Here is a 26137-nt window from a genome sequence, read left to right on the forward strand (position 1 = left end):
TACGGGCCCTTCGAGACCTACCGGTCAGTGACCGGCCGGGTCGGACAGAGTCACTTGTTGATCTTGGTGACCTGGCCGGCGCCCACCGTGCGACCACCCTCACGGATGGCGAACTTCAGGCCCTCCTCCATGGCGATCGGCTGGATCAGCTGAACGCTCATGTCGGTGTTGTCGCCCGGCATGACCATCTCGGTGCCCTCGGGGAGGGTCACGACGCCGGTCACGTCCGTGGTACGGAAGTAGAACTGCGGGCGGTAGTTGTTGAAGAACGGCGTGTGGCGGCCACCCTCGTCCTTGGACAGGATGTACGCCGTGGCCTCGAACTCGGTGTGCGGGGTGACCGAACCGGGCTTGATGATGACCTGGCCGCGCTCGACGTCCTCGCGCTTGATGCCACGGAGGAGCAGACCGACGTTCTCACCGGCCTGGCCCTCGTCGAGCAGCTTGCGGAACATCTCGATGCCGGTGACCGTGGTGGTGGTCTTCTCGGTCTTGATGCCGATGATGTCGACGGTCTCGTTGACCTTCAGGACACCACGCTCGATACGGCCGGTGACGACCGTACCGCGACCGGTGATCGTGAAGACGTCCTCGATCGGCATGAGGAACGGCTTGTCGACGTCACGCTCGGGCTCCGGGATGGACTCGTCGACGGCCTTCATCAGGTCGAGGACGGACTGGGTCCACTCGGCGTCGCCCTCGAGGGCCTTGAGCGCGGAGACCTTGACGACCGGCAGGTCGTCGCCCGGGAACTCGTACTCGGAGAGCAGCTCACGGACCTCGAGCTCGACGAGCTCCAGGATCTCCTCGTCGTCCACCATGTCGGCCTTGTTCAGGGCGACGACGATGTACGGAACGCCGACCTGGCGGGCCAGGAGCACGTGCTCCTTGGTCTGCGGCATCGGACCGTCGGTGGCGGCGACGACGAGGATCGCGCCGTCCATCTGCGCGGCACCGGTGATCATGTTCTTGATGTAGTCCGCGTGACCCGGGCAGTCGACGTGGGCGTAGTGACGGGTCTCCGTCTGGTACTCGACGTGCGCGATGGAGATGGTGATACCGCGCTGACGCTCCTCGGGCGCCTTGTCGATGTTGTCGAACGCGGTGGCCTCGTTCAGGTCCGGGTACGCGTCGTGCAGCACCTTGGTAATGGCGGCCGTGAGGGTCGTCTTACCGTGGTCGATGTGACCGATGGTGCCGATGTTGACGTGCGGCTTAGTCCGCTCGAACTTCGCCTTCGCCACTGGGGTCCTCCTGTGGAGTGGTTCTGTACGCCTTACTTCATCGGCGCCAGGTGATCTTTGCTGTAAAGGCCCGGAACCCGGGGGCATTCCGTCCGCGATTGCGGGGGAATGCCCCTGGAGGCTCCGGAGTCAAGCCTACGGCGTGTGAACGCGGTGCGTTACTCGCCCTTGGCCTTCGCGATGATCTCCTCGGCGACGTTCCGCGGAACCTCGGCGTAGGAGTCGAACTGCATCGAGTAGCTTGCGCGCCCCGACGTCTTGCTACGGAGGTCGCCGACGTAGCCGAACATCTCCGACAGGGGCACGAGGCCCTTCACGACGCGGGCACCGGCCCGCTCCTCCATGGCCTGGATCTGGCCACGGCGGGAGTTGATGTCGCCGATGACCTCACCCATGTAGTCCTCGGGCGTGGTGACCTCGACGGCCATCATCGGCTCCAGGAGCACGGGCGAAGCCTTGCGCGCGGCCTCCTTGAAGGCCTGCGAACCGGCGATCTTGAAGGCCAGCTCGGAGGAGTCGACCTCGTGGTAGCCACCGTCGTGCAGGATGACCCGCACACCGGTCATCTCGTAGCCGGCGAGGATGCCGAACTGCATGGCCTCCTGCGCACCCGCGTCCACCGAAGGGATGTACTCCTTGGGGATGCGGCCACCGGTGACCTTGTTGATGAACTCGTACGACGCGTCGCCGCCCTCGATCGGCTCGATGCCGATCTGGACCTTGGCGAACTGACCCGTACCACCGGTCTGCTTCTTGTGCGTGTAGTCGACGCGCTCGACGGCCTTGCGGATCGTCTCGCGGTAGGCCACCTGCGGCTTGCCGACGTTGGCCTCGACCTTGAACTCACGGCGCATACGGTCGACCAGCACCTCGAGGTGCAGCTCGCCCATACCACCGATGATGGTCTGGCCGGTCTCCTCGTCCGAGTGGACCTGGAAGGACGGGTCCTCCTCGGCCAGGCGCTGGATCGCGACGCCCAGCTTCTCCTGGTCGCCCTTCGACTTGGGCTCGATGGCGACCTGGATGACCGGCGCCGGGAAGTCCATGGACTCCAGGATCACCGGCTGCTTGTCGTCGCACAGCGTCTCACCGGTCGTGGTCTGCTTCAGACCCATGACGGCGATGATGTCGCCGGCGCCCACCGAGTCGATCTCCTCACGCTTGTTCGCGTGCATGCGGTAGATCTTGCCGATGCGCTCCTTCTTGCCCTTGACGGAGTTCAGCACCGAGGTGCCGGACTCCAGGCGGCCCGAGTAGACCCGGACGAAGGTGAGCTTGCCGAGGTGCGGGTCGCTCATGATCTTGAACGCCAGCGCGGAGAGGGGCTCCTCGTCCGACGGCTTGCGCTTGACGACCACCTCGGGGTCCTTGACGTCGTGGCCCTCGATGGCCTCGATGTCGACGGGCGAGGGGAGGTAGCGCACGACCGCGTCGAGCAGGGGCTGGACGCCCTTGTTCTTGAACGCGGTGCCGCAGAACACCGGGGTGACCGTGGTGTCCTTCGACTTGCCGGACGCGATGGTGATACGACGGATCGCGGCGTACAGCTGCTCCTCGGAAGGCTCCTCGCCCTCCAGGTACAGCTCCATGATCTCTTCGTCGTTCTCGGCGACGGCCTCGAGCAGCTTGCCGCGCCACTCCTCGGCCGCCTCGGTGTGCGTGGCCGGGATGTCGACGACGTCGTACATCTCGCCCTTGGTGGCCTCGGCGGACCACACGAGCGCCTTCATGCGGACCAGGTCCACGACGCCCTTGAAGTCGGCCTCGGCACCGATCGGGAGCTGCATGACGATCGGCTGCGCGCCCAGGCGGTCCGAGATCATGTCCACGCAGCGGTGGAACTCGGCACCCGTGCGGTCGAGCTTGTTGACGAAGCAGATACGCGGAACGCCGTAGCGGTCCGCCTGACGCCACACCGTCTCGGACTGGGGCTCAACGCCGGCGACGCCGTCGAACACCGTCACGGCACCGTCGAGCACGCGCAGCGAACGCTCCACCTCGACGGTGAAGTCGACGTGGCCCGGCGTGTCGATGATGTTGATCGTGTGGTCGACGTCTTCCAGCGGCCAGTGACAGGTGGTGGCAGCAGAGGTGATCGTGATGCCACGCTCCTGCTCCTGCTCCATCCAGTCCATGGTGGCAGCGCCGTCGTGGACCTCACCGATCTTGTACGAAACGCCGGTGTAGAACAGGATCCGCTCGGTGGTGGTCGTCTTGCCCGCGTCGATGTGGGCCATGATCCCGATGTTGCGGACCTTGGCCAGGTCAAGTGAAGTGGTAGCCATAAGGCTTCAGTCTTCTCTCGGTCTCGATGTGGGTAGCGACTACCAGCGGTAGTGCGCGAAGGCCTTGTTGGACTCGGCCATCTTGTGCGTGTCCTCGCGCTTCTTGACGGCCGCACCGAGGCCGTTCGAAGCGTCGAGAAGCTCGTTGAGCAGACGCTCGGTCATGGTCTTCTCGCGACGGGCGCGGGAGTAACCGACCAGCCAGCGCAGCGCCAGGGTGTTGGCACGGCCGGGCTTGACCTCGACCGGAACCTGGTAGGTGGCGCCACCGACACGGCGGGACTTGACCTCGAGGGTCGGCTTGATGTTCTCGAGAGCGCGCTTGAGGGTGATGACCGGGTCGTTGCCGGTCTTCTCGCGCAGGCCCTCCATGGCACCGTAAACGATCCGCTCGGCAGTCGAGCGCTTGCCGTTCAGCAGCACCTTGTTGATCAGGGAGGTCACCAGAGGAGAGCCGTAGACCGGGTCGATGATGACCGGGCGCTTCGGGGCGGGGCCCTTACGAGGCATTCTTACTTCTCCTTCTTGGCGCCGTAGCGGCTGCGGGCCTGCTTGCGGTTCTTGACACCCTGGGTGTCGAGCGAGCCGCGGATGATCTTGTAGCGAACACCCGGCAGGTCCTTCACACGGCCGCCGCGCACGAGCACGATGGAGTGCTCCTGCAGGTTGTGTCCCTCACCCGGAATGTAAGCGGTGACCTCGATCCCGCTGGTCAGACGCACACGCGCGACCTTACGCAGGGCCGAGTTCGGCTTCTTCGGGGTGGTCGTGAACACACGCGTGCAGACGCCACGACGCTGGGGCGAACCCTCGAGTGCGGGCGTCTTGTTCTTCTCGACCTTGTCCTGCCGGCCCTTACGGACCAGCTGCTGGATCGTAGGCACTACTTCTCCGGTTTCTGTGTGCCGATGGGTACAGCTAACCTGGAACTTCGCCGACCCACGCGGTCGGGTGTGTCGAATCCCGCAGACTCCCGCCGGAAGGCGGGAAAGGCGCAGATTACGGTGGCCGGTGACGGCTCGCCATGCGGTTGAAGGCACGCACGAGAGCCAGGGCACACCCCAGGCACAAGGTCTGAGCGTACCTACCTCAAGGACTTCGGTCAAAACAAATGGAGTCCGCCCCGACACGCCGGAATCATCTCCCCCGTCATCGGGGGGTCCCGTGGGCCCGGTGTGGGTCCGGCGTGGGCCAGGAGTGAACATCCTCTGATCCAGTGCCCATGTTAACCACCCTTTCAGTACGTTGACCGTCTGCTGGGGGACGCGGGGATCGGGGGAACGGGATGACGGCGGCCGGCTTACCCGACGGCACCGGGCTCGACGACCGGGTGCCCTTCCTCGCGCGGCTGGAACGGGCCGACCGCGAGACGCTGCTCGGGCTGGGCCGCGAGCTGGCCTTCCGCCCCCGGGACGTGCTGCTCCACCAGCACGAACCCTCCTCCTACGTCCTCTTCGTCATCCACGGCTGGACGAAGGTGACCGCCGCCGCGGCCAACGGCTACGAGGCGCTGCTGGCGCTGCGCGGCCCCGGTGACATCGTCGGCGAGTCGGCCGCGCTGACCGGCCGCCCGCGGTCGGCGACGGTGACCGCGCTGGAGGCGGTCCGCGCGGTCGCCGTGGACCGGGAGCGCTTCACCGAGTTCCTCACCGGCTCGCCAACGGTCTCCTACGTCCTGCTCGGCCTCACCTCCGACCGGATGCGCGCCGCCGACCAGCGCCGCGTCGAGTTCGCCTCGCTGAGCGTCCGGGAACGGCTCGCCGTGCTCCTGCTGGACCTGGCCCGCACCAACGCCCGCTACACCGAGACCGGCGTGGAGCTGCTGGTCCCGCTCAGCAAGCAGGAGCTGGCCGGGTCGGTGGGGGCCTCGCGGGAGATGGTCCAGCGGCTGCTGAAGGAGCTGCGGGACCGGGGGGTGGTGGTGACCGGCCGCCGGACCCTGCGGATCGTGCGGATGGACGTGCTGCGCCGGATCGCGCGGGACGGCTGACCGTTCGGGGTCCTCCCGCGCACACCGATCCGGTCTTCTGTGCATACGGTCACACTTCGAGTGGGTCATCCGCCGTCTTCCGCGCACCGGTCCACGGGCCACTGTTCTCGCCAGGCACCATGCCCTCGCGAGAAAGGTGACCATGAGTGATCCCGTGAGCCAGACGATCCTGCTGCTCGACACCGAGCGCCACAGCGACCGGGACGACATCGAGCGGGCCTACTTGCGGCGGATGCTGTACGACATCACCGACCGCGCGCTGGAGCGCGCCGGCATCGACGAGACGCTGCGGCTGCGGGCCGGCCGGGGGGACCCGGCCCCGGTGATGGAGCTGATCGACGCGGGCGCCTCCGTGCCCGCGCTGCTGCGGGCGTTGCTCACCGAGATCCCGGCCCAGCTGCGCACGGTCAACCGGATGGCGTCCAGTTCGGCGCAGATCCGGCTGCGCGGGGTGGTCGCCTCGGGGTACGTCACCACCGCCCCGTACGGCTGGGCCGGCTCCGGCCTCGACCAGGCCCGCCGCCTGCTCGACTCCGGCCCGTTGCGCGAAGCGCTGCGCGAGCGCCCCGGCGACTTCGCGCTGTGCGTCTGCGAGAGCGTCTGCGCCGGGATCCCGGCGGCGGACTTCCACCCGATGACGGTGGACGGCGAGAACGGCCCGCTGAAGGCCTGGCTGCACGGCCCGCCGCCCCAGGGGGCGGCCGGGCCCGACGACCACAGTGGAACGGGGGTGGGGGGAGCCCCGGTGCCGGGTGCCTCGGGGGACGGCCCGGCACCGGGGCGCGCAGCGGCGCCCTCCGCACGCCGGGCCCCGGGCGGTGTCGTGCTCGACTTCGGCGGCGGTGCCGTCGCCGCCGACCAGCACGGCGCGTCCGGGGGCCAGGGGACCGGGGACGTACACCTCGGCGGGACCGGAGGTGACGCGGCGTGACGGCCGGGGCCCGGCCCAGGCCCGGTGGGCCCCCGCCGGCTCCCCTGCCCGGTGTGGTCGCCGGGGAGCGGCTGCTGGCCGAGATGCGCGGGGAGATCGCGCGTGCCGACAGCAAGGCGTCCGTGCTGGTCGCCGCCCTGGGCATGACGGCGGGCGTGTTCACCGGGCTGGTGGCCGGACGGAACTGGGGACCGGAGATGCTCTCGGCCGCCGGCACCGTGCTGTGGTGGGCCGGCGCCCTCGCGCTCGCCCTCTCCCTCTTCGCGCTGCTCCTGGCCGTACTCCCCCGCTACCGCTCCGGCGCCTGGGTCCCGGGCCGCCCGCTGGGCTACTTCGGCGACGTCCAGCAGGCCGTCCGTCAGGGCCGGCTGGCCGACGCCCTGGCCGACACCGAGCGCGACCCCGCCGCCCGGCTCACCGACGCCCTCACCCAGACCAGTCGCATCGCGGCCCGCAAACACCAGTGGATCCGCGCCGGCCTGATCGCCTTCTGCGTGGGCACGGTGCTTCTGCCGACGGCGCTGCTGGTCGGCTGACACCCGCTCAGGCCGGCACGGGCTCCAGGCGGGCACAGGAGGAACGCCGAAGGGCGGCCACCCCACGGGGTGACCGCCCTTCGGTTCAAGCGGCTGCTCGCCTACTGGTTGTACGGACCGTAGTCGTAGTCCTCCAGCGGAACGGCCTGGCCGGAGCCGGTGCCGAACGGCGAGTAGTCGATGTCGTCGTAGCCGACGGCCGAGTACATCGCGGCCTTGGCCTCCTCGGTGGGCTCCACCCGGATGTTGCGGTAGCGGGACAGGCCCGTACCGGCCGGGATGAGCTTACCGATGATGACGTTCTCCTTGAGGCCGATGAGGCTGTCGGACTTGGCGTTGATCGCCGCGTCCGTCAGGACTCGGGTCGTCTCCTGGAAGGAGGCGGCCGACAGCCAGGATTCCGTCGCCAGCGAGGCCTTGGTGATACCCATCAGCTGCGGACGACCGGAGGCCGGGTGACCGCCCTCCTGGACCACACGACGGTTCTCGGTCTCGAACTTCGAGCGCTCGACCAGCTCACCGGGCAGCAGCTCGGCGTCACCGGACTCGATGATCGTCACCCGGCGCAGCATCTGCCGGATGATGATCTCGATGTGCTTGTCGTGGATCGACACACCCTGCGAGTTGTAGACCTTCTGGACCTCGCCGACCAGGTGCACCTGGACGGCACGCTGACCCAGGATGCGCAGCACGTCGTGCGGGTTGGTGGCACCCACGGTGAGCTTCTGGCCCACCTCGACGTGCTCGCCCTCGCTGACCAGGAGCCGGGCACGCTTCGAGATCGGGAACGCCGTCTCGTCGCTGCCGTCGTCCGGGGTGACGACGATCTTCTTGGTCTTCTCGGTCTCCTCGATCCGCACGCGGCCCTGGGCCTCGGAGATCGGGGCGACACCCTTCGGGGTACGGGCCTCGAACAGCTCGACGACACGCGGCAGACCCTGGGTGATGTCGTCACCGGCCACACCACCGGTGTGGAAGGTACGCATCGTCAGCTGGGTACCGGGCTCACCGATGGACTGGGCGGCGATGATGCCGACCGCCTCACCGATGTCGACCAGCTTGCCGGTGGCGAGCGAACGGCCGTAGCACATCGCGCAGGTACCGACGGCGGACTCGCAGGTCAGGACCGAGCGGGTCTTGACCTCCTCGACCCCGCGGGCCACCAGTTCCTCGATGAGGACGTCACCCAGGTCGGTGCCGGCCGGGGCCAGGACCTGACCGTCGACCACGATGTCCTCGGCGAGGCAGCGCGCGTACACGGACGTCTCGACGTTCTCCGCCTTGCGCAGCACGCCGTCCGCACCGCGCTCCGCGATGTGCAGCTTGAGGCCGCGCTCGGTGCCGCAGTCCTCCTCGCGGATGATGACGTCCTGCGAGACGTCCACCAGACGACGGGTCAGGTAACCCGAGTCGGCGGTACGCAGGGCGGTGTCCGCCAGACCCTTACGGGCACCGTGCGTGGAGATGAAGTACTCCAGCACGGACAGGCCCTCACGGAAGGACGCCTTGATCGGACGCGGGATGGTCTCGTTCTTCGCGTTCGACACCAGACCGCGCATACCCGCGATCTGCCGCATCTGCATCATGTTTCCTCGGGCGCCCGAGTCGACCATCATGAAGATGGGGTTGGTCTTGGGGAAGTTCTCGTTCATCGCCTCGGCGACCTCGTTGGTCGCCTTGGTCCAGATCGCGATGAGTTCCTGAGTGCGCTCTTCCTTGGTGATCAGACCGCGCTCGTACTGCTTCTGGACCTTCTCGTCCTGCGCCTCGTAGCCCTTGACGATCTCCTTCTTCGCCTCGGGAACGACGACGTCGGAGATGGCCACGGTGACGCCGGAACGGGTCGCCCAGTAGAAGCCGGCCGCCTTCAGGTTGTCGAGCGTCGCCGCCACGATGACCTTGGGGTAGCGCTCGGCCAGGTCGTTGACGATCTCGGAGAGCTGCTTCTTGCCCACCGAGTAGTCGACGAACGGGTAGTCCTCGGGCAGCAGTTCGTTGAAGAGCGCGCGGCCCAGCGTGGTGCGCAGGCGGAAGGTGTCCCCCTGCTGCCACTCCGGCTCACCCTCCTCACGCGCCGGCGGGGTCCAGCCGCGCGGCGGGATGGTGCCCACCGGGAAGCGGATGTCGATCGCCGACTGCAGCGCCAGCTCACCGGCGTCGAACGCCATGATCGCCTCGGCCGTGGAGCCGAAGGACCGGCCCTCGCCCTTGGTGTCACGCAGCTCGCCGTCGGTGGTGAGGAAGAACAGACCGAGGACCATGTCCTGGGTCGGCATCGTCACCGGACGGCCGTCGGCGGGCTTGAGGATGTTGTTCGAGGACAGCATCAGGATGCGGGCCTCGGCCTGCGCCTCCGCGGACAGCGGCAGGTGCACGGCCATCTGGTCGCCGTCGAAGTCCGCGTTGAACGCGGTGCAGACGAGCGGGTGGATCTGGATGGCCTTGCCCTCGACCAGCTGCGGCTCGAAGGCCTGGATGCCGAGGCGGTGCAGGGTGGGCGCACGGTTCAGCAGCACCGGGTGCTCGGCGATGACCTCTTCGAGGACGTCGTACACGACGGTGCGGCCGCGCTCGACCATGCGCTTGGCGCTCTTGATGTTCTGCGCGTGGTTGAGGTCCACGAGCCGCTTCATCACGAACGGCTTGAACAGCTCCAGCGCCATCGCCTTCGGCAGACCGCACTGGTGCAGCTTCAGCTGCGGACCGACGACGATCACGGAACGCGCGGAGTAGTCCACACGCTTGCCGAGCAGGTTCTGACGGAAACGGCCCTGCTTGCCCTTCAGCATGTCGCTGAGGGACTTCAGCGGGCGGTTGCCGGGGCCGGTGACCGGACGGCCGCGACGGCCGTTGTCGAAGAGGGCGTCAACAGCCTCCTGAAGCATGCGCTTCTCGTTGTTGACGATGATCTCGGGCGCGCCGAGGTCGAGGAGCCTCTTCAGACGGTTGTTGCGGTTGATCACGCGGCGGTACAGGTCGTTCAGGTCGGAGGTCGCGAAGCGGCCACCGTCCAGCTGCACCATCGGGCGGAGGTCCGGCGGGATGACCGGGACGCAGTCGAGGACCATGCCCTTGGGGCTGTTGGACGTCTGCAGGAACGCGGAGACGACCTTCAGCCGCTTCAGGGCGCGGGTCTTCTTCTGGCCCTTGCCGGTGCGGATGATCTCGCGGAGGCGCTCGGCCTCCTCCTCCAGGTCGAAGGACTCCAGGCGCTTCTGCAGCGCCGCGGCACCCATCGAACCGTCGAAGTACGTGCCGAAGCGGTCACGCAGCTCGCGGTAGAGCAGCTCGTCGCCCTCCAGGTCCTGGACCTTGAGGTTCTTGAAGCGGGTCCACACCTCGTCGAGACGGTCGATCTCGCGCTGCGCGCGGTCGCGCAGCTGCTTCATCTCGCGCTCGGCACCCTCGCGCACCTTGCGGCGCACATCGGCCTTGGCGCCCTCGGCCTCCAGCTCGGCCAGGTCGCTCTCCAGCTTCTTGGCGCGGGCTTCGAGGTCGGCGTCGCGACGGTTCTCGATCTGCTGCCGCTCGACCGAGACGTGCGCCTCCAGGGAGGGCAGGTCGCGGGTACGGCGCTCCTCGTCGACGAACGTGATCATGTACGCCGCGAAGTAGATGACCTTCTCGAGGTCCTTCGGCGCCAGGTCCAGCAGGTAGCCGAGGCGCGAGGGAACACCCTTGAAGTACCAGATGTGCGTGACGGGGGCGGCCAGTTCGATGTGGCCCATCCGCTCACGGCGCACCTTGGCGCGGGTGACCTCGACGCCACAGCGCTCGCAGATGATGCCCTTGAAGCGGACGCGCTTGTACTTGCCGCAGTAGCACTCCCAGTCCCGGGTCGGACCGAAGATCTTCTCGCAGAAGAGTCCGTCCTTTTCGGGCTTGAGCGTGCGGTAGTTGATCGTCTCGGGCTTCTTGACCTCGCCGTGGCTCCACTGACGGATGTCGTCAGCGGTGGCCAGGCCGATCCGGAGCTCGTCGAAGAAGTTGACGTCGAGCACTATGCGTCAATCCCTCTCAGGGTCGTAAGTCTGTGGTCTGAAACGGGGGCCTGGGGGTCGGCGGGGCCCTGTGGGTGAGGGCCCCGCCCAACTCCCGTCAGACCTCTTCGACGCTGCTCGGCTCGCGCCGGGACAGGTCGATGCCGAGCTCCTCCGCTGCGCGGAAGACATCCTCGTCGGTGTCACGCATCTCGATGGACATACCGTCGCTGGACAGCACCTCCACGTTCAGGCAGAGCGACTGCATCTCCTTGATGAGGACCTTGAAGGACTCGGGGATGCCGGGCTCGGGGATGTTCTCGCCCTTGACGATGGCCTCGTAGACCTTCACGCGGCCGGTGACGTCGTCGGACTTGATGGTCAGCAGCTCCTGGAGGGCGTAGGCGGCGCCGTAAGCCTCCAGCGCCCACACCTCCATCTCGCCGAAGCGCTGACCGCCGAACTGCGCCTTACCACCCAGCGGCTGCTGGGTGATCATGGAGTACGGACCGGTCGAGCGGGCGTGCAGCTTGTCGTCGACCAGGTGGTGCAGCTTCAGGATGTACATGTAGCCGACCGAGATCGGGTCCGGGAACGGCTCACCGCTACGGCCGTCGAACAGCCGCGCCTTGCCGGACGGGAGCACCATGCGCTCGCCGTCGCGGTTCGGGATGGTGTGCTGCAGCAGACCCGCCAGCTCGTCCTCGCGGGCACCGTCGAACACCGGGGTGGCGACGTTGGTGCCGGGGTCGACCTGGTCGGCGCCGATGACCTGCAGGCGCTGGGCCCACTCGTCGGCGAGGCCGGAGACGTCCCAGCCGCGGCTGGCGAGCCAGCCGAGGTGGATCTCCAGGACCTGTCCCGGGTTCATTCGGGACGGGACACCCAGCGGGTTGAGGATGATGTCGACCGGGGTGCCGTCCTCCAGGAACGGCATGTCCTCGATCGGCAGGATCTTGGAGATGACACCCTTGTTGCCGTGGCGGCCGGCGAGCTTGTCACCGTCGGTGATCTTGCGCTTCTGCGCGACGTAGACGCGCACCAGCTGGTTCACACCGGGGGGCAGCTCGTCGCCCTCCTCGCGGTCGAAGACGCGCACGCCGATGACCTTGCCGGTCTCGCCGTGCGGCACCTTCAGCGAGGTGTCACGGACCTCACGGGCCTTCTCACCGAAGATCGCGCGCAGCAGGCGCTCCTCCGGCGTCAGCTCGGTCTCACCCTTGGGGGTGACCTTGCCGACGAGGATGTCACCGGCGATGACCTCGGCACCGATACGGATGATGCCGCGCTCGTCGAGGTCGGCGAGGACCTCCTCGGAGACGTTCGGGATGTCCCGGGTGATCTCCTCGGGGCCGAGCTTGGTGTCACGGGCGTCGACCTCGTGCTCCTCGATGTGGATCGAGGAGAGGACGTCGTCCTGGACGAGGCGCTGCGACAGGATGATCGCGTCCTCGTAGTTGTGACCCTCCCACGGCATGAACGCCACGAGCAGGTTCTTGCCGAGGGCCATCTCGCCGTTCTGGGTGGCCGGACCGTCGGCGAGGACCTGGCCCTCGATGACGTGGTCGCCCTCGTTGACGATGACCTTCTGGTTGACCGAGGTGCCCTGGTTGGAACGGGCGAACTTGGCCAGGCGGTACGTGATGTACGTGCCGTCGTCGTTGGCGGTGGTGATGTAGTCCGCGGAGACCTCCTGGACCACACCCGCCTTCTCGGCCTTGACCACGTCGCCGGCGTCGACGGCGGAGCGGTACTCCATGCCGGTGCCGACGAGCGGGGACTCGGACTTGATGAGCGGCACGGCCTGACGCATCATGTTCGCGCCCATGAGGGCACGGTTGGCGTCGTCGTGCTCCAGGAAGGGGATCATGGCGGTCGCGACCGACACCATCTGGCGCGGCGAGACGTCCATGTAGTCCACGTCGTCACCGGCGACGTAGTCGACCTCGCCGCCACGGCGGCGGACCAGGACGCGGTTCTCGGCGAACCGCATGTCCTCCGTGAGGGTGGCGTTGGCCTGCGCGATGACGAATCGGTCCTCTTCGTCGGCGGTCAGGTAGTCCACCTCGTCGGTGACCTGGCCGTCGACGACCTTGCGGTACGGCGTCTCGACGAAACCGAACGCGTTCACCCGTCCGTAGGAGGCGAGCGAACCGATCAGACCGATGTTCGGGCCTTCGGGGGTCTCGATCGGGCACATACGGCCGTAGTGCGAGGGGTGCACGTCACGGACCTCGAAGCCGGCCCGCTCACGGGAGAGACCACCCGGGCCAAGGGCCGACAGACGGCGCTTGTGGGTGAGACCCGACAGCGGGTTGTTCTGGTCCATGAACTGCGACAGCTGGCTGGTGCCGAAGAACTCCTTGATGGAGGCGACGACCGGCCGGATGTTGATCAGGGTCTGCGGCGTGATCGCCTCGACGTCCTGGGTCGTCATGCGCTCGCGGACGACCCGCTCCATACGCGCCAGACCCGTACGGACCTGGTTCTGGATCAGTTCGCCGACGCTGCGCAGACGACGGTTGCCGAAGTGGTCGATGTCGTCGGTCTCGACGACGATCGACTGGCCGCTGTCACCGGTGGTCTCGGTCTCGCCGGCGTGCAGCTTGACCAGGTACTTGATCGTCGAGATGACGTCCTCGACGGTCAGGATGCCGGCGTCCAGCGGGGCGTCCGCGCCCAGCTTCTTGTTGACCTTGTAGCGGCCGACCTTGGCGAGGTCGTAGCGCTTCGGGTTGAAGTAGAGGTTCTCCAGAAGCGTCTGCGCGGCCTCACGCGTGGGGGGCTCGCCCGGACGCAGCTTGCGGTAGATGTCGAGCAGCGCGTCGTCCTGGCCCTGGGTGTGGTCCTTCTCCAGGGTGGCGCGCATGGACTCGTACTCGCCGAACTCCTCCAGGATCTGCTCGGTCGTCCAGCCGAGAGCCTTGAGCAGAACGGTCACGGACTGCTTGCGCTTGCGGTCGATGCGGACACCGACCATGTCGCGCTTGTCGATCTCCATCTCCAGCCAGGCACCCCGGGACGGGATGATCTTGGCGGAGAAGATGTCCTTGTCGGACGTCTTGTCGATGGAGGAGTCGAAGTAGACACCGGGCGAGCGGACCAGCTGCGACACCACGACACGCTCGGTGCCGTTGATGACGAAGGTGCCCTTGTTCGTCATGAGCGGGAAGTCGCCCATGAAGACGGTCTGCGACTTGATCTCGCCGGTCTCGTTGTTGGTGAACTCGGCCGTCACGAAGAGGGGCGCGGCGTACGTGAAGTCGCGCTCCTTGCACTCGTCGATGCTGTTCTTCGGCGGCTCGAAACGGTGGTCGCGGAAGGTCAGCGACATCGACCCGGAGAAGTCCTCGATCGGGGAGATCTCCTCGAAGATCTCCTCGAGGCCGGACTTGGTGGGGACGTCCTGACCGTTGTCCAGAGCCTCCTCGACCCGACTCTGCCAGGCGGTGTTACCGAGCAGCCAGTCGAAGCTCTCGGTCTGCAGCGCGAGCAGGTTGGGAACCTCGAGAGGCTCCTTGATCTTTGCAAAGGAGATGCGCAGCGGGGCAGTGCTGGCGCCGTTGTTCGTATTCGCGGTCGAGGCGTTGCGCGAGGCGGCCAAGAGGGGGTCCTTCCGAGGGCTCGGACTCACTACGCGCGTACCGGCCCCTCTCCCGCGCACGGAGACAGAAGTCCCAGGTCAGGGAACGTTCGTCGTCGATGCTCGAGGGAGGGCAGACCCCTGGTGACGGGCAGGGGACAGCTAACAGGCAGCGCAAAGGGTCAGTGTAGCCACTTGGCACACTGATGTCCAGTGCGGGTTCTTTGAGACCCTCGTTACCGTCAAAGCCCTTGGCATCCTGCCCTCAACGCACGTTGATACTGCCCTCTTCGCCGTCGATCCATGCCTCGGATTCGGATCGTTGTGACGACGCGTCCTGAGAATTGCGCGCTGCGTGCGGTTCGTCAAGGCCCCCCTTGCCCAAACCGGGTGCTGCACTCGTCACTTGCAGCCGGACCCCACGGGCGCTCAAGGCCACGGCGAAGATCACCATACTCCCCGCGACCGTGGGCGCAAGGTAGCCGCCGCCGGACCCCCGGATACGCCGAAGAGCGACCACCCGGATGGATGATCGCTCCTCGGTGCGTTCGCGTTACAGCCCTACCGGGCCGCTGTCAGCGCGCAGGTGAGTCCTGGAGGACTCGTGGGGTCACTTGACCTCGACGGAGGCGCCGGCGCCCTTGAGGGACTCGGCGGCCTTCTCGGCGGCGTCCTTGGCGACCTTCTCGAGAACGGGCTTCGGGGCGCCGTCCACGAGGTCCTTGGCCTCCTTCAGACCCAGCGAGGTCAGCTCACGCACGACCTTGATGACCTGGATCTTCTTGTCGCCGGCACCGGTGAGGATGACGTCGAACTCGTCCTTCTCCTCGACGGCCTCGGCGGGGGCGGCCGGGCCGGCCGGGCCCGCGACGGCGACCGCGGCGGCGGCGGTGACGTCGAACTTCTCCTCGAACGCCTTCACGAACTCGGAGAGCTCGATGAGGGTCATCTCCTCGAACTGCGCGAGCAGGTCTTCCTGGCTGAGCTTCGCCATGATGGGCGATCCTTCCACTTGTTCGGCGGGTGCCGGATGTACGGGGTAAGGCGGGCGTACGTCGGCCCGCTGCGACCTTTGCCGCCTCAGGCGGCGCGGGTCAGAAAGCGAGCCGAGTTACTCGGCACCGCCCTGCTCCTCGTGCTTGGCGCGAAGAGCGTCCACGGTGCGGACGAGCTTCGAGGGAAGCGCCTGGAAGAGCTGAGCAGCCTGAGTCTGCTTGCCCTTGAAGGCACCCGCCAGCTTGGAGAGCAGAACCTCGCGGGACTCGAGGTCCGCAAGCTTCTTGATCTCGTCGGCGGACAGCGCCTTGCCGTCAAGGACACCGCCCTTGATGACGAGATTCGGGTTGTCCTTGGCGAAGTCACGGAGACCCTTCGCCGACACCACGGGGTCACCCGTGATGAAGGCGACAGCCGTCGGACCATTGAACTGGTCGTCCAGCGTGGTGATCCCGGCCTCATTGGCCGCAATCTTGGTCAGCGTGTTCTTCACCACGGCGTACTGGGCGTTCTCACCGAGCGACCGGCGCAGGTTCTTGAGCTGCGCCACGGTGAGACCGCGGTACTCGGTCAGCACGGCAGCGTTCGAGGTGCGGAACTTGTCCGTCAGCTCGGCAACCGCGGCAGCCTTGTCGGGCCTCGCCATAGAGCCTCGGCCTCCTTCCGGGTGATTCGGACCGCGCGGACCCGAAGGAGGACTGGGGAAACGAAACGCCCCGGCGCAGGCGCACGGGGCGGACTCGACCGGCGGCAGACGCGATAACGCGTTCGCTCCGGGAGTTCTTCCACAGTCACCTGCGCGGGTCGTCCACTTTTCAGCGGATCCTTCGGCCACCGCACCCTCATTCGAGCGCACGGCAACGACCAGCGGTCTTTGGCTTCCTCGGAAGAGTACGGGACCGGGTCGCCGTCAGGCAAATCGGTCCCGTACGGGGCTGGGCCGGCCGCTCAGGAGGACGCGCCGGAGCCGCCGACCTCGCTGCCGGAGCCGACCGCGGTGTTCGGCGAGCCGCCCAGCTTCTTCAGCAGCTGGGCGAAGTCCATGGTGTCGCTCGCGGCGGGCTTCTGCACCAGGACCTGTACGCCGTAGTCGCTGTAGTACGAGGTCTGGTCCATGTCGCCCATGGTCATGTGGGCCGTGGAGTGCGACTTGACCAGCAGCTGCTGGTCGTTGACCCAGATGTCGACGGTCTCGGTGGTGACACCGGCCTGGGCGAGCTGCTTCTTCAGCTGGTCCAGCTGACTCTGCGGCAGGTGGGAGGTCTTGGCGGCGAGGTCGGCGACGCTGACGGTGCCCGCGTAGTGGGTGGTGTGCTCACCGCGCACGGTCGCCTCACCGGCCTTCTTGACATCCCCCGAGGCCAGCAGCAGCTTCACCGACTGGTTCGGCGTGCTGTTCTGCATCTGGTCCTTGAGGAACGCGCCCGAACCGCCGGCGATCTTGGCGAGGTCGTCGTAGCCGTACCGGAGCCAGTGCTTGCCGCCGGACTGGCGGGCGAAGGTGTCACTCATGTGGGCGTAGTAGGCGTCGGGCAGGTACCGCGCCTCCATGGACGTGCTGCCCGTCTTGCGCATCGCCTCGGCCATCGTGCCGCCGGTGTAGTCGATGGTGAGCGTGCCGTTGAGGCCTTGGCCCCACCGGACGGAGCCCTTCGCGGTCATCGCCATCACGGTGCCGATGGTGGTGGTCGACTCGACCTTGGCGGAGTTCGCCTTGTCCGTGGACTGCTCCGCGGTGCGCAGGGCGGCGATGGGGCTGACCTGCAGGGCACCGCCCGTGGCCTTGCCCTTGCCGTCGGAGGAACCGGAGGAGCCGCAGGCGGCCACTCCCGTCAGGGCGGCCACCACTGCTATCGCGAGAGTCGTCCGGCGTACGGTCGTGTTCCTCATTGGTCCCCACCCCTGTGTGATCGCTGTGCTCTGCACGCTAACCCAGGCCACTGACATCCGTACGGAAATAATCCGGCCACCGACGCCGACCATCCGTACCTGCCACCGGTACCTGCCACCGACAGGAAAGAGGGCGGGCCCCGCACCTGGAAGGTTGCGGGGCCCGCCCTCTTTGCTTGCGCGTACCTGACGCGGCTACCGGGTGAGCGCGGGGGCTCAGACGGCGGCCGGGTCCTCCTCGACGAGGAGGTTGCGGGTGCGGTTCGGGTCGACCGGGATGCCGGGGCCGATCGTGGTGCTGATCGCGGCCTTCTTGATGTAGCGACCCTTGGCGGCGGACGGCTTCAGACGGAGGATCTCGTCCAGCGCGGCGCCGTAGTTCTCCACCAGCTTGTCGTCCTCGAAGGACGTCTTGCCGATGATGAAGTGCAGGTTCGAGTGCTTGTCGACGCGGAACTCGATCTTGCCGCCCTTGATCTCGGTCACGGCCTTGGCGGTGTCCGGGGTCACGGTGCCGGTCTTCGGGTTCGGCATCAGGCCACGCGGGCCGAGGACGCGGCCGAGGCGGCCGACCTTGCCCATGAGGTCCGGGGTGGCGACGACGGCGTCGAAGTCCAGACGGCCCTTCGCCACCTCGTCGATCAGTTCGTCGGAGCCGACGATGTCGGCGCCCGCGGCCTCCGCGGCCGCAGCACGGTCACCGGTCGCGAAGACCAGGACCCGGGCGGTCTTACCGGTGCCGTGCGGAAGGTTCACGGTGCCACGGACCATCTGGTCGGCCTTGCGCGGGTCGACACCCAGGCGGAAGGCGACCTCGACGGTGCCGTCGAACTTGGTCGTGGAGGTCTCCTTGGCGAGACGGACGGCCTCGAGCGGGGCGTACAGCTTCTCCCGGTCGACCTTGGCGTCCGCAGCGCGGAGAGCCTTGCTGCGCTTGCTCACAACTTGCTCCTGTGTGTTCTGAAAGGAGTCGTGGTGTACGGGCCGAGCAGGCCCTGCCACGTGCGGCTTCCTACGGCCGCATGACTGCTACGAAGGTGAGGGTCAGCCCTCGACCGTGACGCCCATGGAACGCGCGGTACCGGCGATGATCTTCGCGGCGGCGTCCAGGTCGTTGGCGTTGAGGTCGGGCAGCTTGGTCTGGGCGATCTCGCGGACCTGCGCCTCGGTGATCTTGGCGACCTTGGTCTTGTGCGGCTCGCCGGAGCCCTTCTCGATGCCCGCGGCCTTCAGGATCATCTTCGCGGCCGGCGGCGTCTTGGTCACGAAGGTGAAGGAACGGTCCTCGTAGACCGTGATCTCCACCGGGATGACCCAGCCACGCTGCGACTCGGTCGCGGCGTTGTAGGCCTTGCAGAACTCCATGATGTTGACGCCGTGCTGGCCCAGCGCCGGGCCGACCGGCGGAGCCGGGTTGGCGGCGCCGGCCTGGATCTGGAGCTTGATGAGCCCCGTGACCTTCTTCTTCTTGGGAGGCATTTCGGGTCCTCTCCCGTTTCTCTGTAGATTTCCGAGTGCCCGAAGGCAACCGCACAACCCTAACGGGTAGTGCTGCGCGGCTAAAAACCGAGCAGGTCAGACAGGCTGTGCAGCCCGTCTGACCCGACCGGTGGCTTGAGTCGCCGAAGGCGTCAGTTCTTCTGGATCTGGTCGAAGGAGAGCTCGACCGGAGTCTCGCGGCCGAAGATCTCCACCAGGCCCTTGACCTTCTTCGAGTCGGGGTTGATCTCGTTGATGGTCGCCTGCAGCGTGGCGAACGGGCCGTCGGTGACGGTGACCGAGTCGCCGACCTCGAAGTCCAGCACCTGGACCTCGACCTTGCGCTGCGGAGCCGGCTTGCCCTCGGCCTCGGCGGCCTCGCGGGCGGCCTTCTCCTCGGCCTCCGGGGCGAGCATCTTGACGATCTCGTCCAGGGTCAGCGGGTACGGGTCGTAGGCGTTGCCGACGAAGCCGGTGACGCCCGGGGTGTTGCGGACGACGCCCCAGGACTCGTTGGTGAGGTCCATGCGGACCAGCACGTAACCCGGCAGCTTGTTCTGCTTGATCGTCTTGCGGTCGCCGTTCTTGATCTGGACGACCTCTTCCTGCGGCACCTCGGCCTGGAAGATGTAGTCCTCGACGTTCAGCGAGACGGCGCGCTGCTCCAGGTTGGTCTTCACGCGGTTCTCGTAACCGGCGTACGTGTGGATGACGTACCACTCGCCGGGCAGGGTGCGCAGCTCCTCGCGGAGCGCCTGGATCGGGTCGACGGGCTCGGCGGGCTCTTCCTCGACCGGCTCCTCGACGACGGCCTCGGCCTCGTCGGCCTCGCTCTCGTCGGTGTCCTCGTCGGTCTCGTCGTCCTCGACGTGCAGGGCGGCTTCCTCGGCCGCCTCTCCCGCCTCGGCCTCCGCAGCCTCGAACTCGTCGGTCTCGTCCGCGCCCTCGACGATGTCGAGCTCGTCGTCCACCGCCTCGGCGGCACTTTCGCGAGGCTCGGTGGCGTCGTTCAGGTTCGGGTCAGACACGATGGCTGCTTCTTCCTGGATACATAGGGGTGGAACATGCGAAAACGGGCGCCGGTACCACGGCGCCCTTCGCTCTTGGCTCAGCCGAAGACGTACTTGGCCGCGTGGTTGAGCCCATAGTCAATCACGGTCACCAGGGCGATCATGATGGCGACGAAGAAGATCACCACGGTGGTGTACGACGTCAGCTGGTTGCGGGTCGGCCAGACGACCTTGCGGAGTTCCGCGATGACCTGGCGGTAGAAGGTGCCGAGCCGCTTCAGCGGGCCCTTCTTGGCACGCTTGCCACCCTTGCGGGCCTTCTTCTTGGACTCCGGCAGCTCGTCCTGGGCATCAGGCGTGTCGATGGAGCCCACGGCGTCCGTCATTCGTCCTCACCTGATCCCGGGTCGTGGCCGTGCCGCGCCCGGTTCTGAGCCGCACGGCGGTGCATCGCTGCTGTACGTACATGCGCACACATCCTGGCGGTGTGTGTAGCAGGGCCGGAGGGACTTGAACCCCCAACCGCTGGTTTTGGAGACCAGTGCTCTACCAATTGAGCTACGACCCTTTGTCTGTCCCCCAACGTACCGCATCCGACCGGGTGCTCGGTGTACACCTGGCGTGTGCGCCTGCTGAAGGCCAACGAGGTGAGAGTGTACGTGGTCCGGCGCCCGGCGTCGAACAGAAAGTGCCCGTCCGGACCCGCCCGACGGAAGATCGTCCTGGCGGGGGCCCGGATTCGTACCCGTGTTCACGCATCGGCCCGATGCTGTTCAGTCCGTGAAACCCCCGTGCCGGGCGTGTTTCCGGTCTGGGACGATGGGGCCCATGAGCGCTGCAACCCCTCCCACCGAGCGCCGGGTCTCCGCCCGAGTCGGCGCGATCTCCGAGTCCGCCACCCTCGCCGTGGACGCCAAGGCCAAGGCCCTCAAGGCCGCCGGACGTCCGGTGATCGGCTTCGGCGCCGGTGAGCCCGACTTCCCGACCCCGGACTACATCGTCGAGGCGGCCGTCGAGGCCTGCAAGAACCCGAAGTACCACCGCTACACCCCGGCCGGCGGTCTGCCCGAGCTGAAGGCCGCGATCGCAGCGAAGACGCTGCGCGACTCCGGCTGGGAGCCCGACGTCTCGCAGGTCCTGGTCACCAACGGCGGCAAGCAGGCGATCTACGAGGCCTTCGCCGCGATCCTCGACCCGGGCGACGAGGTCATCGTCCCGGCGCCGTACTGGACGACGTACCCGGAGTCGATCCGCCTGGCCGGCGGTGTCCCGGTGGAGGTCGTCGCGGACGAGACCACCGGCTACCGGGTGAGCGTGGAGCAGCTGGAGGCCGCCCGCACCGAGAAGACCAAGGTCGTCCTCTTCGTCTCCCCGTCCAACCCGACCGGCGCGGTGTACTCCGAGGCCGACACCGAGGCGATCGGCCGTTGGGCCGTGGAGCACGGCCTGTGGGTGCTGACCGACGAGATCTACGAGCACCTGGTGTACGGCGACGCGGTCTCGGTGTCCCTGCCGGCGCTGCTGCCCGAGCTGCGCGACAAGTGCGTCGTGGTCAACGGCGTGGCGAAGACGTACGCCATGACCGGCTGGCGGGTGGGCTGGGTCATCGGCCCGAAGGACGTCGTCAAGGCCGCGACCAACCTCCAGTCGCACGCCACCTCGAACGTCTCCAACGTGGCCCAGGTGGCCGCCCTGGCCGCCGTCTCCGGCGGTCTGGAGGCCGTCGCCACGATGCGTGAGGCCTTCGACCGCCGCCGCAGGACGATCGTGCGGATGCTCAACGAGATCGACGGCGTGGTCTGCCCCGAGCCGGAGGGCGCCTTCTACGCCTACCCCTCGGTGAAGGCCCTGGTCGGCAAGGAGATCCGCGGCAGGCGTCCGCAGGACACGGTCGAACTGGCCGCGCTGATCCTGGAGGAGGCCGAGGTCGCGGTCGTCCCCGGTGAGGCCTTCGGTACGCCCGGTTACCTGCGGCTGTCGTACGCCCTGGGTGACGAGGATCTCGTCGAGGGCGTGAGCCGGATCCAGAAGCTGCTGGCGGAGGCCCGCGACTGAGATCCCGCCTGGGCAGGGGCACATACGGGTTCCCGTATGTGCCCCTGTTTCTTTGGCTCCTTTGTGCGAGCAAGACCACGTCCGGGCAATCCGCCGCCCGATCCGCTACCGGGACCACGGGAACGTACGGCAGGATCCTCCAATGGAGCGTGTACGTGATGTCTCTGAACTGCCGAAGGCCCATCTGCACCTGCACTTCACCGGGTCGATGCGGCCCGCGACCCTGCTGGAACTGGCCGACAAGTACGGCGTGCGCCTGCCCGAGGCGCTGACCGACGCCCTGACCGGCGGGGAACCGCCGAGACTGCGGGCCACGGACGAGCGGGGCTGGTTCCGCTTCCAGCGGCTGTACGACGCGGCGCGCTCCTGCCTCAGAGAGCCGGAGGACATCCAGCGGCTGGTCAGGGAGGCGGCCGAGGAGGACCTGAGGGACGGCTCGGGCTGGCTGGAGATCCAGGTGGACCCGACGTCGTACGCGCCCCGGCTGGGCGGCCTGATCCCGGCGCTGGAGATCATCCTGGACGCGGTGGACACGGCCTCGCGGGAGACGGGCCTGGGCATGCGCGTGCTGGTGGCCGCCAACCGTATGAAGCACCCGCTGGACGCGCGCACCCTGGCCCGGCTGGCGGTGCGGTACGCGGACCGGGGCGTGGTCGGTTTCGGGCTGTCGAACGACGAGCGGCGGGGCATGGCGCGGGATTTCGACCGGGCGTTCGCCATCGCCCGCGACGGCGGTCTGCTCGCGGCTCCGCACGGCGGCGAGCTGGCCGGTTCGGCCTCGGTGCGCGACTGTCTGGACGACCTGCACGCGGCCCGGATCGGGCACGGGGTGCGCGCGGCGGAGGATCCGCGGCTGCTGAAGCGGCTGGCGGACCGGGGCGTGACCTGTGAGGTGTGCCCCGCGTCGAACGTGGCGCTGGGCGTGTACGAGAAGCCCGAGGACGTGCCGCTGCGGACGCTGTTCGAGGCCGGGGTGCCGATGGCGCTCGGCGCCGACGACCCGCTGCTCTTCGGCTCCCGGCTGGCCGCCCAGTACGAACTGGCCCGCGGCCACCACGGCTTCACGGACGCGGAACTGGCCGAACTGGCCAGGCAGTCGCTGCTGGGTTCGGCGGCACCGGCGGACGTGCGGGCGAAGCTGCTGGCGGGCGTGGACGACTGGCTCGCCCGCCCGCCCGCGTCCTCCGTCTAGTGCTGTGACCGGAAAGGTTTGCCGAGAAGCTCGCGGCGTCCGGTGCTGGGGGCACCTCCCACGCCGTTCAGGCAGTGGGGGAACATCGCAAGGCGGAGCGTCGCCCGCGTACTGGACGTACTCGGGTGATGCGACAACGCGGCGTGGGAGTACCCCCGGCCGAAGGCTGGGGGAGTGCCGTGCCCGGCGTCGCGAGCCGGTGAACCTTTCCGGTCGCAGCCCTAGAGGCTGACGCCCACCGTGACCGGCTCGTTGACGAGGGTGACGCCGAAGGCCTCGCGGACTCCGGCGACGACTTCGCGGGCGAGGGCCAGCAGGTCCTCGGTGCTGGCACCGCCCCGGTTGGTGAGGGCGAGCGTGTGCTTGGTGGAGATCCGGGCGGGTCCGCTGCCGTACCCCTTGGTGAAGCCCGCCCGGTCGATCAGCCAGGCCGCCGACGTCTTGGTACGGCCCTGGCCCGCCGGGTAGGCGGGCGGCTCCACGCCGTCGCCCAGACGCTCCCTCACGCGCGCGTGGAACGCGGCGAACTGGGTGTCGTCGAGGATCGGGTTGGTGAAGAACGAGCCCGCCGACCAGGTGTCGTGGTCGTCGGGGTCGAGCACCATGCCCTTGCCGGCCCGCAGTCCCAGCACGGTCTCCCGGGCGGCGGCCAGCGGCACTCGCTCGCCGGGCTCGACGCCGAGGGCGCGGGCCGCCTCGGCGTACTTCACCGGTGCGGACAGCCCGTCCGCGTCCTCCAGCTGGAAACGGACCCGCAGGACGACATAGCGCTCGGGGTCGGCCTTGAAGCGGCTGTGGCGGTACGAGAAGGCGCACTCCTCGTTCGTGAGCGCGACCGTCCGGCCCGCCCGGCGGTCGTAGGCGATCACCTCGGTGATCGTGGAGGACACCTCCTGGCCGTAGGCGCCCACGTTCTGGATGGGCGTGGCGCCCGCGGAGCCGGGAATGCCGGCCAGGCACTCGATGCCGGCGAGCCCGGCCTCGACGGTGCCGGTCACGGCGTCGGTCCACACCTCGCCGGCCGCCAGCTCCAGCGTCGTACCGCGCAGTTCGGCCCCGCGGGTGGCGATGCGCAGGGCGGTGCCGTCGAAGCCCTTGTCGCCGATGACCAGGTTCGACCCGCCACCGATGACGAGCAGCGGTGTCCCGCTGTCGTCGGCCTCGCGGACGGCGTCGATCACCTCGGCGTCGGTGGTGGCGGTGACCAGCCGGGCCGCGGGGCCGCCCAGTCGGAAGGTGGTCAGCGGGGCGAGGGGGGCGTCGTGGAGTTCCTGCACGCGCCCAAGACTACGAGACACCACCGACAGCCCTTGGCCGGCCATGACGCGCGGCAGGCCCGGAACGCCCACGCGCGCGTACGGCCCCACCCCGCCCCTGGTCGGGACGGGAGCCGTACACGCGCGTGCCGCTGTCCGGCGGCGGACCGCCGGAGGTCTCAGTGGCCGACCGCCCCCAGAACCGGCGGCAGCTCCGCCTCGGCGACGACCCGTCCGGCATGGCGCCGGCCCGGGATGACCAGGGCCGCGGCGGCGCCGAGGGCGACCACCCCGGAGCCCGTGACCAGGGCGGGCCGCAGGCCGTCGACGAAGTCCTGGGCGCTCGCGTAGCCGCCCTGTGCGGAGAAGATCGACGACATCACCGCGATGCCGAGGGCGCCGCCGACTTCGCGCAGCGCGTTGTTGGCGCCGGACGCCATGCCCTGTTCGTGCGGGCGGACGCTGGACATGACGAGGTTGGCGGCGGGAGCGAAGTACAGGGCCATGCCGATGCCGCTGATGATCAGACCGGGCAGCTGGGCGGTGTAGGAGGCGTGCGCGGTGACCAGGGAGGCCAGGTAGCCGAGCCCGACGGCCTGCAGGAACAGACCGGTGGCGACGACCGGACGGCCGCCGACGCGGTCGGAGAGGATCCCGGCGACGGGCGCGACGAGCATGGGCATGCCGGTCCAGGGCAGCATGCGCAGTCCCGCCTCGGTGGGCGAGTAGCCGAGCACGCCCTGCATGTACTGGCTGAGCAGGAAGATCGATCCGAACATGCCGACGAACATCAGCAGGCTGGCCGCGTTGATCCCGGAGAAGGCCCGGGAGCGGAAGAGCCGCATGGGCAGCATCGGGTTCTCGGCGCGGGCGCTGTACAGGACGAAGCCCGCCAGCAGGGCGCTCCCGGCGATCAGCGCGGTCAGCACCGGGGAGTCGGTCCAGCCGTCGGCGGGCCCGCGGACCAGGCCGTACACGATTCCGAAGAGCCCACCACTGGCGAGCAGGGTGCCGGGGACGTCGAGCCGGGCGCCGGTGCCGAAGGACTCGGCCAGGCGCAGCCGGGCGAGCGGCAGCAGGGCCACGCCGAGCGGAACGTTCAGCCAGAAGATCCAGTGCCAGGAGACGTGCTCGGTGAGGCTGCCGCCGATGAGCGGGCCGGAGGCCACGGCGAGGCCGTTGACGGCGCCCCATATGCCGTACGCGGTTCCGCGCTTGGCGGCGGGCACGGCCGCGGTCAGCAGGGTGAGTGTCAGCGGCATCATCACGGCCGCGCCGACGCCCTGGACCGCGCGTGCGGCGATGAGGGAGCCGATGCCGGGCGCCATGGCCGCGGCGGCGGAGGCGCCGGTGAAGACGGTGAGTCCGGCGAGGAACAGCCGGCGGCGGCCGAAGCGGTCACCCAGCGCGGCACCGAACATCAGCAGGACGGCGAAGGTGAGCGTGTAGGCGCTGACGGTCCATTCCAGGTCGCTCAGCGCGCCCCCGAGGTCCTTGCGGAGGGACGGCAGGGCGGTGGTGACGACGAGGTTGTCGAGGGCCGCCATGAATCCGGCGACGCTGGTGATCACGAGGGCCCAGGCGGCTCCCCCGCGCCGTGTGGTGGTCTGTGCGGTCTGCTGTGACATCGCTCCCCCAGAGCGTCTTCGGTTAGTTATCAATGACTAACTTCTCGGGCCATGAAAAGGCGGAACCGACCCCTGCGGTCCC

20 protein-coding genes and 1 tRNA gene are annotated in these 26137 nt (G+C 68.2%); 5 read left to right on the forward strand and 16 right to left on the reverse strand.

Annotation, left to right across the window (positions count from 1 at the left end):
* Positions 1-50 precede the first annotated feature (50 nt).
* From tuf to rpsL, 4 genes are all read right to left on the reverse strand, one after another.
* Positions 51-1244 carry an elongation factor Tu gene (gene tuf / locus ACFYMM_RS03040; RefSeq protein ID WP_388383169.1) on the reverse strand — a complete coding sequence of 398 codons (1194 nt, stop codon included), beginning with the start codon at positions 1242-1244 and terminating at the stop codon, positions 51-53.
* Between the two features lie 158 nt (positions 1245-1402).
* Positions 1403-3529: an elongation factor G gene (fusA, locus tag ACFYMM_RS03045; protein WP_388383171.1), complete on the reverse strand. Its 2127-nt coding sequence runs from the start codon at positions 3527-3529 to the stop codon at positions 1403-1405.
* A gap of 39 nt (positions 3530-3568) precedes the next feature.
* Positions 3569-4039, reverse strand: coding sequence for a 30S ribosomal protein S7 (gene rpsG, locus ACFYMM_RS03050; RefSeq protein ID WP_003998848.1), 471 nt, complete (start codon positions 4037-4039; stop codon positions 3569-3571).
* 2 nt (positions 4040-4041) lie between these two features.
* Entirely contained in the window at positions 4042-4413 is a 372-nt protein-coding gene (gene rpsL / locus ACFYMM_RS03055; RefSeq protein WP_003948652.1) for a 30S ribosomal protein S12, read from the reverse strand.
* Positions 4414-4814: 401 nt separating this feature from the next.
* On the opposite strand from rpsL, the gene ACFYMM_RS03060 reads away from it, so the two are divergent.
* The 3 genes from ACFYMM_RS03060 (at position 4815) to ACFYMM_RS03070 (ending at position 6986) form a co-directional block, all read left to right on the forward strand.
* Positions 4815-5519, forward strand: coding sequence for a Crp/Fnr family transcriptional regulator (locus ACFYMM_RS03060; RefSeq protein ID WP_388383174.1), 705 nt, complete (start codon positions 4815-4817; stop codon positions 5517-5519).
* A 142-nt stretch (positions 5520-5661) separates the two neighbouring features.
* Entirely contained in the window at positions 5662-6450 is a 789-nt protein-coding gene (locus ACFYMM_RS03065) for a hypothetical protein (RefSeq protein WP_388383176.1), read from the forward strand.
* 83 nt (positions 6451-6533) lie between these two features.
* Positions 6534-6986, forward strand: a complete 453-nt coding sequence (locus tag ACFYMM_RS03070) for a Pycsar system effector family protein (protein WP_388383322.1) — start codon at positions 6534-6536, stop codon at positions 6984-6986.
* A gap of 101 nt (positions 6987-7087) precedes the next feature.
* Here the strand turns inward: ACFYMM_RS03070 and ACFYMM_RS03075 are convergent, their stop codons facing one another.
* The 10 genes from ACFYMM_RS03075 to ACFYMM_RS03120 all read right to left on the reverse strand — a co-directional run bounded on the left by ACFYMM_RS03075 (position 7088) and on the right by ACFYMM_RS03120 (position 20492).
* Positions 7088-10987, reverse strand: a complete 3900-nt coding sequence (locus tag ACFYMM_RS03075) for a DNA-directed RNA polymerase subunit beta' (RefSeq protein ID WP_388383178.1) — start codon at positions 10985-10987, stop codon at positions 7088-7090.
* A 97-nt stretch (positions 10988-11084) separates the two neighbouring features.
* Positions 11085-14570 (reverse strand): DNA-directed RNA polymerase subunit beta, encoded by a 3486-nt coding sequence (gene rpoB / locus ACFYMM_RS03080; RefSeq protein ID WP_388383179.1) that lies wholly within the window; start codon positions 14568-14570, stop codon positions 11085-11087.
* 589 nt (positions 14571-15159) lie between these two features.
* A complete protein-coding gene (gene rplL, locus ACFYMM_RS03085) occupies positions 15160-15543 on the reverse strand; it encodes a 50S ribosomal protein L7/L12 (RefSeq protein ID WP_388383181.1) in 384 nt (127 codons plus the stop codon).
* Positions 15544-15660: 117 nt separating this feature from the next.
* Positions 15661-16191, reverse strand: a complete 531-nt coding sequence (rplJ, locus tag ACFYMM_RS03090; RefSeq protein WP_388383182.1) for a 50S ribosomal protein L10 — start codon at positions 16189-16191, stop codon at positions 15661-15663.
* Positions 16192-16493: 302 nt separating this feature from the next.
* Positions 16494-17435, reverse strand: coding sequence for a hypothetical protein (locus ACFYMM_RS03095; RefSeq protein WP_388383184.1), 942 nt, complete (start codon positions 17433-17435; stop codon positions 16494-16496).
* Positions 17436-17651: 216 nt separating this feature from the next.
* Positions 17652-18377 (reverse strand): 50S ribosomal protein L1, encoded by a 726-nt coding sequence (gene rplA, locus ACFYMM_RS03100; protein ID WP_388383186.1) that lies wholly within the window; start codon positions 18375-18377, stop codon positions 17652-17654.
* Between the two features lie 102 nt (positions 18378-18479).
* Positions 18480-18914 (reverse strand): 50S ribosomal protein L11, encoded by a 435-nt coding sequence (gene rplK / locus ACFYMM_RS03105; RefSeq protein WP_316750050.1) that lies wholly within the window; start codon positions 18912-18914, stop codon positions 18480-18482.
* A 152-nt stretch (positions 18915-19066) separates the two neighbouring features.
* Positions 19067-19942 (reverse strand): transcription termination/antitermination protein NusG, encoded by an 876-nt coding sequence (nusG, locus tag ACFYMM_RS03110; protein ID WP_388383187.1) that lies wholly within the window; start codon positions 19940-19942, stop codon positions 19067-19069.
* An 80-nt stretch (positions 19943-20022) separates the two neighbouring features.
* Complete coding sequence (gene secE / locus ACFYMM_RS03115) at positions 20023-20310, reverse strand: preprotein translocase subunit SecE (protein WP_388383189.1); 288 nt, start codon at positions 20308-20310, stop codon at positions 20023-20025.
* Between the two features lie 109 nt (positions 20311-20419).
* Positions 20420-20492, reverse strand: a tRNA-Trp gene (locus ACFYMM_RS03120).
* Positions 20493-20752: 260 nt separating this feature from the next.
* Between ACFYMM_RS03120 and ACFYMM_RS03125 the strand changes: the two genes are divergently transcribed.
* Both ACFYMM_RS03125 and ACFYMM_RS03130 read left to right on the forward strand, forming a co-directional pair.
* A complete protein-coding gene (locus tag ACFYMM_RS03125) occupies positions 20753-21979 on the forward strand; it encodes a pyridoxal phosphate-dependent aminotransferase (RefSeq protein WP_388383191.1) in 1227 nt (408 codons plus the stop codon).
* 142 nt (positions 21980-22121) lie between these two features.
* Positions 22122-23171, forward strand: a complete 1050-nt coding sequence (locus ACFYMM_RS03130; RefSeq protein WP_388383192.1) for an adenosine deaminase — start codon at positions 22122-22124, stop codon at positions 23169-23171.
* Between the two features lie 221 nt (positions 23172-23392).
* On the opposite strand, the gene ACFYMM_RS03135 is transcribed toward ACFYMM_RS03130, so the two are convergent.
* On the reverse strand, positions 23393-24448 hold the full coding sequence (locus tag ACFYMM_RS03135; protein ID WP_388383194.1) for a UDP-N-acetylmuramate dehydrogenase: 1056 nt from the start codon (positions 24446-24448) through the stop codon (positions 23393-23395).
* 158 nt (positions 24449-24606) lie between these two features.
* On the reverse strand, positions 24607-26055 hold the full coding sequence (locus ACFYMM_RS03140) for a DHA2 family efflux MFS transporter permease subunit (protein ID WP_388383196.1): 1449 nt from the start codon (positions 26053-26055) through the stop codon (positions 24607-24609).
* Positions 26056-26137: the final 82 nt, after the last annotated feature.

The organism is Streptomyces sp. NPDC006739 (genome assembly GCF_042869815.1).
GTDB lineage: Bacteria > Actinomycetota > Actinomycetes > Streptomycetales > Streptomycetaceae > Streptomyces.

Excerpts from the sequence above, each read along its gene's own strand:
- fusA (WP_388383171.1), bottom strand. The coding sequence starts at position 3,529 with ATGGCTACCACTTCACTTGACCTGGCCAAGGTCCGCAACATCGGGATC.
- rpsG (WP_003998848.1), bottom strand. The coding sequence starts at position 4,039 with ATGCCTCGTAAGGGCCCCGCCCCGAAGCGCCCGGTCATCATCGACCCG.
- ACFYMM_RS03060 (WP_388383174.1), top strand. The coding sequence starts at position 4,815 with ATGACGGCGGCCGGCTTACCCGACGGCACCGGGCTCGACGACCGGGTG.
- ACFYMM_RS03065 (WP_388383176.1), top strand. The coding sequence starts at position 5,662 with ATGAGTGATCCCGTGAGCCAGACGATCCTGCTGCTCGACACCGAGCGC.
- ACFYMM_RS03070 (WP_388383322.1), top strand. The coding sequence starts at position 6,534 with ATGCGCGGGGAGATCGCGCGTGCCGACAGCAAGGCGTCCGTGCTGGTC.
- rplL (WP_388383181.1), bottom strand. The coding sequence starts at position 15,543 with ATGGCGAAGCTCAGCCAGGAAGACCTGCTCGCGCAGTTCGAGGAGATG.
- rplJ (WP_388383182.1), bottom strand. The coding sequence starts at position 16,191 with ATGGCGAGGCCCGACAAGGCTGCCGCGGTTGCCGAGCTGACGGACAAG.
- ACFYMM_RS03095 (WP_388383184.1), bottom strand. The coding sequence starts at position 17,435 with ATGAGGAACACGACCGTACGCCGGACGACTCTCGCGATAGCAGTGGTG.
- rplK (WP_316750050.1), bottom strand. The coding sequence starts at position 18,914 with ATGCCTCCCAAGAAGAAGAAGGTCACGGGGCTCATCAAGCTCCAGATC.
- secE (WP_388383189.1), bottom strand. The coding sequence starts at position 20,310 with ATGACGGACGCCGTGGGCTCCATCGACACGCCTGATGCCCAGGACGAG.
- ACFYMM_RS03125 (WP_388383191.1), top strand. The coding sequence starts at position 20,753 with ATGAGCGCTGCAACCCCTCCCACCGAGCGCCGGGTCTCCGCCCGAGTC.
- ACFYMM_RS03130 (WP_388383192.1), top strand. The coding sequence starts at position 22,122 with ATGGAGCGTGTACGTGATGTCTCTGAACTGCCGAAGGCCCATCTGCAC.
- ACFYMM_RS03140 (WP_388383196.1), bottom strand. The coding sequence starts at position 26,055 with ATGTCACAGCAGACCGCACAGACCACCACACGGCGCGGGGGAGCCGCC.